This is a genomic window from Sphingomonas sp., assembly GCF_036387535.1.
GTDB lineage: Bacteria > Pseudomonadota > Alphaproteobacteria > Sphingomonadales > Sphingomonadaceae > Sphingomonas_R.
Window position 1 is genome coordinate 1 of the sequence record NZ_DASVTO010000128.1, and the last position, 10,039, is coordinate 10,039.

7 protein-coding genes are annotated in these 10,039 nt (G+C 69.1%); all 7 read right to left on the minus strand.

The window, feature by feature from the left end; genetic code table 11:
* On the minus strand, nt 1-1,952 hold a 1,952-nt coding region (locus VF649_RS11820; protein WP_331012158.1), incomplete at its 3' end, for a UvrD-helicase domain-containing protein.
* Nucleotides 1,942-4,899 carry a double-strand break repair protein AddB gene (gene addB / locus VF649_RS11825; protein WP_331012159.1) on the minus strand — a complete coding sequence of 986 codons (2,958 nt, stop codon included), beginning with the start codon at nt 4,897-4,899 and terminating at the stop codon, nt 1,942-1,944. The genes VF649_RS11820 and addB, both read right to left, overlap by 11 nt.
* A 42-nt stretch (nt 4,900-4,941) precedes the next feature.
* Nucleotides 4,942-5,718: a nucleotidyltransferase family protein gene (locus VF649_RS11830; protein ID WP_331012160.1), complete on the minus strand. Its 777-nt coding sequence runs from the start codon at nt 5,716-5,718 to the stop codon at nt 4,942-4,944.
* Nucleotides 5,715-6,686, minus strand: a complete 972-nt coding sequence (locus tag VF649_RS11835; RefSeq protein WP_414713672.1) for an aminoglycoside phosphotransferase family protein — start codon at nt 6,684-6,686, stop codon at nt 5,715-5,717. The genes VF649_RS11830 and VF649_RS11835 overlap by 4 nt, the downstream gene beginning before the upstream one ends.
* Nucleotides 6,662-7,114: a tRNA (adenosine(37)-N6)-threonylcarbamoyltransferase complex ATPase subunit type 1 TsaE gene (gene tsaE / locus VF649_RS11840; protein ID WP_331012161.1), complete on the minus strand. Its 453-nt coding sequence runs from the start codon at nt 7,112-7,114 to the stop codon at nt 6,662-6,664. Before tsaE ends, VF649_RS11835 begins: the two co-directional genes overlap by 25 nt.
* Before the next feature lie 10 nt (nt 7,115-7,124).
* Nucleotides 7,125-9,482 carry a sensor histidine kinase gene (locus VF649_RS11845; RefSeq protein WP_331012162.1) on the minus strand — a complete coding sequence of 786 codons (2,358 nt, stop codon included), beginning with the start codon at nt 9,480-9,482 and terminating at the stop codon, nt 7,125-7,127.
* Between the two features lie 202 nt (nt 9,483-9,684).
* Nucleotides 9,685-10,039: adenosylhomocysteinase (locus tag VF649_RS11850; RefSeq protein WP_331012163.1), on the minus strand; the 355-nt coding region annotated here is incomplete at its 5' end.

Consider the following 10,039-nt stretch of genomic DNA (forward strand, 5'->3'; position numbering starts at 1 on the left):
GAGACCAGCAGCGACGCCAGGGTCAGGTCATCATCCGGCTGCACCGCGAACCGTGCCGCGGCCAGCAGATCGCGCACCGCCAGCGGCGCGTCCAGCCGCAACCGGTCCACCCCGGCCACCGGGACGCCCTCCGCATGCAGCCGCGCGACGATCAGCGATGCCAGCGTCCCGCGCTTGCGCACCAGGATCAGGATATCCTCCGGCCGCAATGCTCGTCCCTGCGACTCCAGCGGCAGCCCCTCGTCCAGCCAGATCCGCACCTGCCGCGCCAGTCGCGTCGCGAAGGCGCGGGTCGCGTCGTCGATCCAGCCTTCCTCGCCCCCATCCTCCTGCGGATCGCCATCGTCGGTCGCACTATGCGGTTTCAGCAACGTCACCGTTCCCGGCCCACCCCGAAAACTGGAATGCGGTTCCGCCGGATCATTCAGCCCGAGCCGGTCCGAACCCAGTTCCGCGATCAGATGATCGACCAGTTCCAGGACCGGCGGGGTCGACCGGAACGACTGGTCGAGCGATAGCGCCAGAATGTCCCGTCCCGCCGCCCGCGCATTGCGTTCGAAATGCCGGCGCGCGGCCGCAAACGCCTGCGGATTGGTGCCCTGGAACCCGAAGATCGCCTGCTTGAAATCGCCGACGGTGAAGATCGTGCGCCGGGCATGCGGCCGCGCGCCTTCACCCGCGAAATATTCGCCGGCCAGCATGGCCACGATCGTCCACTGGTCGGCATTGGTGTCCTGTGCCTCGTCGACCAGGATATGGTCGGTCTGGCGATCGAGCTTGTAACGGACCCAGTCGCCCATGCCGTCGGTCAGCAGCAGCCGGACCGTCGTCCGGATCAGGTCATCGAAATCAACCAGCCCCGCGCGCCGCTTCGCTGCGGCATAGCGCAGCGCATAGGCTTGCCCGGCGCGCAGTCCTGCCCCGACCAGCGCAGCCAGCGCCGCGCCGGACCGCAACGCCAGCAGCCGCGCGCAGCATTCGTGCAGCCGGGTAGCGATATCCGCATAGCCGGGCAGCTGCGGCGCCTGCCCCTTGGCGAAGGATCGCGGTGCACCGTCCGCCTTCGCCCATACCTGGTGCAGCGTCGCCAGTCCGGCGGCGCGCGTGGCTACGTCCCCCGTCAACCAGGCGGCGATGCGGTCGGCGCGGTCCAGTGCCGTCTTCGTACCCCATCCGGCATTGGCCTCGGATATCCGGCGCACCCCCTCCACATCGAACGCATCGTCGGCACAGGCTGTGGCGATCACAGTCTCGACGTCGCCTAATGGGATGTCGAGCGCCGCGCGCAACCGCGCCTCGATCCCTTCGCGCGGTCCCAGCGCGGCCAGCGCATCGGGCGCGCGTGCGCATTCGATCAGATACTCTTCGGTCCGGCCCTCGCCCAGCCGCCGCGACAGCATCTGCACGTCGCGGATCAGCCCCAGATCGCCCTCGCGCTCCGCCGCCACCAGCATCTCGGCCAGCACGCGGCGCGCAAGTGCCGCCTCCTCGCGCCCCTCGATCGGGCGGAACCCCGGGGTCAGGCCCGCCTCCGCCGGAAATCCCGCCAACAGCGTCTGGCAGAAGGCATGGATCGTCTGGATGCGCAGGCCCCCACCCGCCGCCTCCAGCACGCGCGCGAACAGGGTGCGCGCCGCCGCCACGCGCGCATCGTCGTGCGGTTCACCCAGCGCGAACAACTCCTTGCGCAGCTTGGCGTCATCCAGCCGCACCCACGCAGCCAGCCGACCGTGGATCCGGTCCGCCATCTCGGCCGCGCCCGCCTTGGTGAAGGTCAGGCACAGGATGGCCGAAGGATCGACCCCCGACAGCAGCAGCCGCAGCACGCGCGCGGTCAGGACGTGCGTCTTGCCGGTGCCGGCCGACGCCGACAGCCAGACCAGTTCGGCCGGGTCCGACGCCCGCAACTGGTCGCCCTTCAGCGGCAGCAGCGGCTTGAACCTATGCGCCATCGCTGCGCCCATACCATTCGTCCAGCCGCATCAACTGATCATAATCGCCATAGGGCGCATATTCGGGATGCAGTTTGGCGGTGAACGGCGCATCGCCCAGCAACCACGCGTCGACGGCATCGCCCAGCACGCTCGCCGCCAGCCGCGTGAAATTCTCGGTGCCGATCCCCCGTCCCTGCTTGTCGACGCCGATCGGGCTGGACGCGTGTCCCAGCCGGTCGTCCATCGCCGCCAGCGACCAATATTCAAAGGCCCCCGGCTGGCCTTGGACCGCCGGAAACCCACCCTGTTCCGCGATCAGGCCGAGCAGGCCAAGCTGCATCGCGAACCCCGCCTCCACCTGTTTGCGCGACGGCGCCTTGCCGGTCTTGTAATCCACGATCGCCAGCCGACCGTCGGGCAACCGGTCGATCCGGTCGACCGTGCCGTAAAGCTCGACGCCCATTGCCTGGATCCGGCCCTCCACCTCCGCCACCAGCGGCACGCGGCCCGCCGCCGCATCGGCGGCGATCCGTTCCGCGACCCAGTCGATGGCCTCCATCAATCGCGGCGTCCACAGCGCGCGCAGCACCGGATGGCTGCTGGTTTCCTCCAGCATCCGCGCCGCGCGCGGGCGGAGCGCCGCCGGATCGCAGCGGTCCTCGGTCATCCACGCTTCGAACACCCGGTGCACCGCCGTCCCACGCCATGCCGCCGTCGGATCGGCATCGACCGCATCCCAGCGATTGAGCCGCAGCATCACGCCGGCATAGAAAGCATAGGGATCCGCCTTCAGCCGGTCGAGCCGCGTGACTGCGATCCGTTGCGGGCGGTCGGCCAGCGGTGGGCATGGAGCGGGGCGCGCGGCATAAGCGGGCGGCCCCTGAACATGATCGATCACGCGGACATGACCGATCAGCCGCGGATCGCGCGTGACGCCGCCGGTCATCGCCTCCATCCGCAGCCAGAATCGCGACGCGATCACCGGCGCCCGCGCATCGCGGCGGGCGCGGGTCACCAGCACCTGCCGCGCGCCCAGCCCGCTGGCGAAATCCTGCGCGGCAAGGCCAATCCGCCGTTCCAGACCCGGCAGCTTCAACTGCTGACGGATGCGGGGCGCCAGCCACGGGTCCGGCGCGGGTGCCGCCGGCCATGTCCCCTCGTTCAAACCGCCCAGGATCATCAGGTCGGCATGCTGCAAGCGCGCCTCGATCAGGCCCCAGATGAACAGCCTTGGATGCCCTCCCTGCGGCGGCCGCACGGCGATGGCGTCCATCATGCCGCGTAAAAGGATCGGCAATGCGCCGCCATCCGCCAGTGCCGGTCCCTCCGCTGCGGCATCCTCCAACCCGCCGATCAGGTCTGCCGCCGCACGCCCGGCCGGCCCCGACCAGGCCGCATCGCCGCCCAGCGCGCTTGCCGTTTCGCGCAGCGCAGCGATCAAGCCGCCCAGCTCCGCGCCGGCCCGAAACGCGGCCTCAATCGGGCGCAGCGCCTCCGCCGCGATGTCCCACCAGCCCTGCGCCCGCTGCCGCGCCTGTGCATCCCGGCCGACGCCGTTCGCCAGATGGGCAGTGACGCCGTCCAGCCCGGCCGCCGGGCGTGGCCCACGCAGCGCACAATCGAGCAGCCGCGCGCCGTCCAGCCAAGCGAGGCGCTCCTCGCCCGCCCTTACCAGCGGGTGCTTCAGCAGCGCCAGCAGCGGCACCGGCGCAAACCCCTCCGCTGCCGCCTCCGCCAGCGCCAGCAACAACGCGCCCGGCGGCGTTGCCGACAGCGGTCGGCCCGCGCTGTCGTCCGCCGCGATGTTCCACCGGCGCAACTGCGCCACCACCCGACGCGCAAGGGCCCGGTCGGGCGTCACCAGCGCCGCGGTCTGCCCCGGCGTTTCCAGTACGCCGCGCATCGCGATCGCGATCGCCTGCGCCTCTTCGGCCGGAGACGCGAATTCGGCGGCGCGGATGCCGGACAGGCGCCGCGCGTGCGGCGGCAACGTCTGCCACTTGCCCGTGAACCGCGCCGGCGCCATGGCATTGCCGATCGCCCCCGTGCGCACCGCCGGCGCATCCCGCCCGCCGCCATATCGCCAGCGCTGCACCTCGCCCCGCGCCACCCCCATCCGGTCGAGCAACAGCTTCAGGTGGAACTGCGGATGCGTTTCGATCGCCGGGGTCGTGATGCCCGTATCAGGGTCGGCTCCGTGCGGGCCCAAGGCATCCCATTCTTCCCGTGGCATCGCCAGGTCGAGCCCCGGCAGCACCACCATCCCGCGTTCCATCCGGCCGATCCGGCGGAGCAGATGCGCCAGCGCCGGCCCGGACGCGGCAATCCCCGACGCCACGACGAAACCGGCCGGCGGCACGGTCCGCCAGCGATCGGCCAGCGCCCGCAACAAGCGATTATGGCGATCGGCCGCATCGATCCGGCCCATCGCCGCCAAGGCGCGCGGCCAGCGATCGAGGATCGTGTCCAGCACCGCCAGCGATGCCTGCCAATGCTCCGACAGTTCCGGCGCCACGCTGGCGCCCAGCGCGGTCGGCGCGATTTCCTCCACGATCAGCTGATCCAGCGTGCGCGCCAGATCGGCGGCAAGCCGTACTGCCTCCGCCGCGTCGACAGGGTCCCCGGCCTCCGCCCGCGCCTGCTGCACCAGCCGCGCCAAGATCAGATGGCGACGCAGCGGATCGATCGCGGGCGGGATCGACTCGACATCGATCGGATCGATGGCGGCGCCCACTTTCTCGCCGATCTCGGGATCCCCGATCGCGATCAGCCGCGGCAGCATCAACCCTTCGCCCGCCCGTCGCACGAACGCGTCGGTCAGAGTCCGCACCGCGCGGTTGTTGGGCGCGATCACCAGCCCGCGCGCCAACGCCAGCGGTTCTCCGCCGGCCCGCGCGATCAGCCCGGCGACCAGCGCATCGGCAAAGGCGCGGTGAATCGGAATGGAGAAGATGTTCGGTTGCACGAATGGGAACCTAACGGGAACATCCTCAAAGAGGAAGCGTCTTTATGCCGCGCGTAACAACAGGGCTTCGGTCTGAGCGATCGCGGCCGGATGTCCCACGTCGAACCACAGTCCCTGATGCACCACGCCAAAGGCGCGCCCCCGCGCCAGTGCGCGGTCCCACAACAGGTTGGTCGAAAAACTGCCCTCCGGCGCATCATCCAGCAAGCGCCGCGAAACCAGCTGGACGCCGGTATAGACGAAGGGCGCGACCTTGCCGCTCCGCCGCCGCGTCAATTGCCCCTCCGGATCCATATGGAAATCGCCCATGCCGCTATGACAATAGGCACGCGCCAACGGCACCATCAGCAGCAACGCATCCATCCGCGTCTCGTCCCAGCGCTGACCCAGCAGGTGAATGGCGTCGATCGGCCCGTCGACCCAGTAATTGTCGCTGTTCACCACCAGAAAGCGGTCATCGGCGATCAACGGCATCGCCCGCACCAGCCCGCCGCCGGTCTCCAGCAATTGCGTACGCTCGTCCGAGATGATCACGTCGAAATCGCCGGCGCGGCCCGCAAGATGCGCTTCGATCGAATCCGCCAGATAATGCACGTTCACGATGACCCGCCCGATACCCGCGGATCGCAGCCGATCGAACACATGGTCGATCAACGCCTTGCCCGCTACCTCCACCAGCGGCTTCGGCCGGGTCGCGGTCAGCGGCCGCATCCGCTTGCCGAGCCCCGCGGCCATGACCATCGCGGTCCGAATCGGCGTCGCGCCTGGGCTCGGACGCAGCGTCAGCGGCGTCCGCCCCCTCGGCGATGGCGCGATCATGCCGGCGTCGCCCAATACGCGGCGCGCATCCTTGTCGGCACATGCATGTCGAACCACCCCCGCACTTCGGCCAGCGCCGGATGCGCAAGGTCCCGCTCCAGATAGCGCCACACCCGCGGCTGATAGGCAAGATAGCGGTTCTTGCCGTCCCGCTTCCACAGCCGGGTGAATATGCCCAGGATCTTCGCGTTCCGCTGCGCCCCCAATATGGCATAGGCGGTCCCGTCGATCGGACCATAATGCGCCAGCATCGCCGTCTCCAGTTCCGGGGAAACTTCCCGCCGCGCATCCTGCAACAGCGACACGACATCATAAGCGGGATGCCCCGCCAACGCATCCTGGAAATCGAGCAGCCCGAGATCGCCGTCTTCCAGCAGCATGATGTTCTCGGCATGATAATCGCGCAGCACCGTGACGACGGGCTCACGGTCCAGCCGCCCCAACACCGCGGTCCAGGCGTCATGATATCCCTCGACATCGACATCCAGCCCCACCGCCGGCGCGTACCAGTCGGGGAACAGCGCGGCCTCGCGTCGATAGACCGCATCGTCATAGCGGCCGATCGTCGCGGCCGCGGGGTGCGCATGCAGCGCGCGGATCAGGTCGATGGCCGCGCGATAGGTATCGACCTCATGCTCCGGCCGATCGGCGACCGCCTCGGCCATGCGCAGGTCGCCGAAATCCTCAATCAGGATCAGCCCCGCGGCCAGGTCATGCGCCAGGATGCGCGGCGCGCGAAATCCGATCGCGTCCAGATGCGCCGCCATCGCCAGGAACGGCCGGCTGTCCTCATGCTGCGGCGGGGCGTCCATCAACACGGCGCCGCGCGCGCCGTCGCGCACCCGAAAATAGCGGCGGAAACTCGCATCGCCGGCCAGCGGCAGGATCGTGGCACCGGGCCAGCCCTGCGCCGCCAGGAATGCCGGCGCATGCGGCGGGGGAATCAGGTCGGGTGTGGAAAGGGCCATCGCTGTTCCCATGACGGTGGCAGGTCCGCTGTCAAGCGACGCTGCCCGTCCGGCGTCGGTCCGATCCGGATCCGCACGGCATCCGGCCACAGCGCCGCGCCCATCCGCTCCGGCCATTCGATCAACAGCACGCCGTCGACCCGATACTCGTCCAGCCCGAGTTCCCGGACATCTTCGGGACCATCGATCCGGTACAGGTCGACATGCGCCACCGGCAACCGCACCTCCGGCGATCCATAGGGCTGAACGATCGCGAAGGTCGGGCTCGGCGCCTCCCCCTCCAGGCCCAATGCCGCCAACAGCCCGCGGGCCAGCGTCGTCTTCCCCGCGCCCAAATCACCGAACAGGGCAATCACGTCGCCCGCCCGCACCACCGCCGCCAGGTGGCGCCCCGCCGCTTCGGTCGCGGCCGCATCGATCAGGATCATGGCGCCGGGCTCACCGCGTTCGCGGCAGGCGCAGCACGACCGTCGTGCCCTCGCCCTGCTCGCTCGCCAACAGGATCGTGCCGCCATGCGCCTCCACCAGCCGCCGGGCCAGCGGCAGCCCCAGTCCGGGCGCACCGGCCCCGCCCCGCGCCTGCGCCGTCTCCGCGCTGATCCGGAAACCATCGAACAATTGCGCCTGCCGCTCCGGGGGGATCCCCCGGCCATTGTCCGACACCACGATTTCCACGGCATCCGCCCCGCCCGACGCCCGGAACAGGATCCGCCCGCCCCGTCCGGTAAAGCGCGTCGCATTGTGCAGCAGATGATCGATCACCTGCCGCAATCGCCGGGGATCGCCGATGATCGTGCCGACGCTGGCGTCGATTTCATCCACCAGCGCGATGCCGCGCTCCACCGCCACCGATCGCGCGCGGGCTACCGCTTCCGCGGCGGCCACGTCCAGATCGACCGGCGCGGCCGCCAGCGGCAGGCTGCCAGCCTCGCTCTGCGTCAGGTCCAGGATATTCTCGATCAGCGCGGACAGCCGCGCGACCGACGAGAGGATCGCGGTAATGTAATCGCGTGCGGTCGCGCCCATTTCACCGGCATATCCGCCGTCCAGCATCTCCGCGAAGCCGGAGATCGAGGTCAGCGGCACGCGCAATTCGTAGCTCATGTTGGCGACGAACGCGGTCTTCAGCCGATCGGCCTGCTCCAACGCCTCGGCGCGCTCACGCAAGGCGGCCTCGATGCCGCGGCTGGCGGTGATGTCCAGCATCGTGAACAGCGCGTTTCCGTCCGGCAACGGCACCGCCGCGAATTCGAAATGGCGGCCATCGGTGAACTCCACCCGACCCGATCGCTGCTGCCGCTCGATCGTCGCGATCCGCACCAGTTCCCGGATCAACCCCGCCCGGCTCGGGTTCGCCAGCCGCCGCGCCACCGACTCGACCAGCGCGTCCACCCGCGGATGTTCGCCCAGTTCGATCTCCGTCAGGCCCCATACCTCCTTGAACCGGTTGTTCCAGAGATGGAGTCGCCCGTCCGCCGCGAACACGCCGATCGCCTCGAACAGATTGTCGAACGTGGCGGTCCGGACGCGCAGCAACGTGTCACGCGCCGACGCCAGCTGGATCTGCTCGGTCCGATCCTCGAAGATCAGCAGCAAGCCGCCATCCGGCAGCGGCTGCGCCAGCAGGCGGAAATGCGAACCGCCCGGCAGCAGCCAATTTTCCTCGATCGCGTCCGTCGCAGTGAACCATCCCCGCCGCTCCATGCGCCAACGCGGAAAATCACGACTTTCGGGGGCACGCTGCGCCTCCCGCATGCGGTCCAGCACGCGGTCGAATTCCGGCCCGTCGGCCAGCCAGTCCGGCTGCATCGCAAACATCCGCAGGAAAGGATGATTGTAGAACACCAGACTGCGATCCGGCCCGAACTGCGCCACCCCCGCCGACAGCCGGTCGAGCAGGTCGCGCTGCGCGCGCCCAAACCGCACCAGGTCTGCGCGCGCTTCCTCCAACTCCTCGACATCGACGGCATAGCCCGCGACTCCGCCGGGCCCGACCGGCACGTCCGTTATGCGGACCATCCGCCGTGCGCCGGCGATCGTCGCCGGCACGGTCCGGGCCAGGATCAGGTCGCGTTCGCGCGCCTCGGCGGCCGCCGCCAAGGGGCCGCGACCGGCTTCCCCCTCCACCAGTTCCAGGCCGCGCGCGATGACATCGGCGCCGTCCTTGCCCTCCACCGCGGCGACATAGGCGCCGTTGACCAGCGCCAGCCGCAGGTCGGGCCCGCGATGCCACATCGGAAACGGCGCAGCTTCGATCAGGGAGGATATGGCGGCGATCGCCTGCCCCAGCCGAGTCGCTTCCACCCCCAGCCGCTCGATCTCGCGCTCGCTTTCGCTGGCGTCGAACATCCAGAGAACCAGGCTTCCCGGCATGCCCGATCCCGCCGGACGTCCCCGCACCAGCAGGATGCGGTTACCGCCCAGCGGGTGCAGCGTCCGGCTGAACGGCCGTCCGCTGCGTTGCGCAACCTTCACGTCACCGGCCAGCAATTCGGCCTCGCGTGGCGGCAAGCCGGCGTCACGGCCGCTCAAGTCGCTCAAATGGCTCGGCAGTTTCCGCAGCCCCAGCCAGTCGGCCAACCGCACCGGCCCCGAAATTCGGCCGTCACCCGCCACGGTCATCGGCAGGGCCGGCCCTTCCTGCAACAGCGCGTTCAGTCGCCGGCAATCGGCCACCGCCGTTCGCGCCTCGGCCGCGCGGCGCATCCCGTGGACCATCGCCGCCATTGCACCCACCAGCCACAAACCCAGGATCACTGCGATCCCGGCCACCGTGGCGGGGGTGAAGGTCAGCATATCGGTCTGTCGCGGATCAGTGTCATGTCATCGCTTGTAGAGGCGCGCACGCCACGATGGAAAGAGCCGGTATCAAAAGCCGCCGCCAAACCGGGGGAGCAACCTCGATACCAGCATCTTTTTTCCTGCAACCCATTGATTATGTTGCATATTTACAACGCACGTGCCTGCCATGCGCTGCTGCCAGGCCAATCGACGTCGATCAGTAGCGATAATGATCCGGCTTGAACGGGCCCTCGGTCGACACACCGATGTAGCTCGCCTGCTTCTCCGTCAGCTTCGTCAGCTTGACGCCCAGCTTCTCCAGGTGGAGCAACGCCACCTTCTCATCGAGATGCTTCGGCAGGACGAACACTTCGTTCGCATAATGGCCGGGCTTGGTCCACAATTCGATCTGCGCCAGCACCTGGTTGGTGAAGCTGGACGACATCACGAACGACGGATGTCCGGTCGCGCAGCCCAGATTGACCAGCCGGCCCTTCGCCAGGATCAGGATCTGCTTGCCGTCCGGGAACTGGACCAGATCGACCTGGGGCTTCACTTCGGTCCACTTGTAG